Source organism: Kitasatospora sp. NPDC047058, assembly GCF_040643935.1.
In the GTDB taxonomy this organism is placed as follows: domain Bacteria; phylum Actinomycetota; class Actinomycetes; order Streptomycetales; family Streptomycetaceae; genus Kitasatospora.
Genome location: NZ_JBEYVJ010000866.1, coordinates 1 through 1,406, shown reverse-complemented (window position 1 = coordinate 1,406; position 1,406 = coordinate 1). Strand labels below are relative to the sequence as shown.

General features: G+C 72.5%; 1 protein-coding gene. It reads right to left on the bottom strand.

The features are described from left to right. Positions 1 to 16: 16 nt before the first annotated feature. Positions 17 to 1,406, bottom strand: a 1,390-nt coding sequence (locus tag ABZ885_RS41185; protein ID WP_360200341.1) for an alkyl sulfatase dimerization domain-containing protein, incomplete at its 5' end; no start/stop codon positions are given.

Below are 1,406 nucleotides of genomic sequence, written 5' to 3'. Positions count from 1 at the left end.
GCAGGAGCCGGCGGCCTCAGGGGGTGACGATGGCGAACTGCGAGTCCGGTGCGTCGAGTACCCCGAAGAGGCGGGCCAGGACGGCTGGGTCGCCCTCGACGGTGACGCCGTCCAGCCCGTGGCCGGCCAGGACGCCGAGCAGCTGGGGTTTGGACAGCGTGAGGGTCAGGTCGGCGGGTTCGCCGGGCTGGGCGTCGAGGGCGCGGGTGCGGTAGGTCAGCGCGCCGTTGGAGAGGGTGAGGCGCCAGGCCCTGTCCTGGTCGGTGAGCCTCCAGTCCAGGGTGAGGCGGAGGTCCCAGGCCCGCGGGCCGTTGACGCGGATGGCGAGGGAGTCGACGAGCTGGTCGACGGTCAGGGCCATGGCCATCTCGGGGTTGCCGATGTCGACCGCGACCTTGGCGAGGGTGCCGCGCAGTTCCATCGCGGCGGTGAGGTAGAAGTTGCGCCAGGTGCCGTTCTCGGCGCCGTGGCCGAGGCGGTCGTAGACCCGGGCCAGGGCTTCACGGGCGGGCCGGTGGTCGGGGTGGGCGAAGACGGCGTGGTTCAGCAGGGTCGCGGCGAAGCGCAGGTCTCCGTCGGCGGCGTACTGCTGCCCCTTGGCGGTGAGGGCGTCGATGCCGCCGTAGTCGGCGGTGAAGCGGCGGGCCTGCTCGACCGGCGGGTGCTCCCACAGGTGGGCGGGGTTGCCGTCGAACCAGCCCATGTAGCGCTGGTAGACCGCCTTGACGTTGTGGCTGACCGAGCCGTAGTAGCCGCGCGCGGCCCAGGCGGTCTCCAGGGCCGGGGGCAGGAGGATGTCCTCGGCGATCTCCGGGCCGGTCAGGCCCTGGTTGAGCAGGCGCAGGGTCTGGTCGTGCAGGTAGGTGTACAGGTCGCGCTGGGTGGTGAGGAAGCCGACGATGGCCTCGCGGCCCCAGGTGGGCCAGTGGTGGGAGGCGAACGCGACGTCCGCCCGGCCGGCGAACAGGTCCTCGGCCTCGCTGAGGTAGTGCGCCCAGATGCGCGGGTCGCGGACGAGGGCGCCGCGCAGGGTCAGGATGTTGTGCAGGGTGTGGGTGGCGTTCTCGGCCATGCACAGGGCCCGGTGCCGGGGGAAGAGGAAGTTCATCTCCGCGGGGGCCTCGGTGCCGGGGGTGAGCTGGAAGACGATCTCCACCCCGTCGACCGTCTCCCGCTGACCCGTGCGGGTGATGCCGAGCGTGGGCGGGACCAGGCTGATCGTGCCGGTGGAGGTGGTCGCCCCCAGACCGCAGCCGATCTGGCCGGCCGGGCCCTTGGGCAGGTCACTGCCGTACATGTAGACGGCGCGGCGGGTCATCGCGGTGCCGGCGTAGACGTTCTCGCTGACCGCGTGCTCCATGAAGCCCGCCGGTGCGAGCACCGGGACCGTCCCGTCCCGGCCGTGC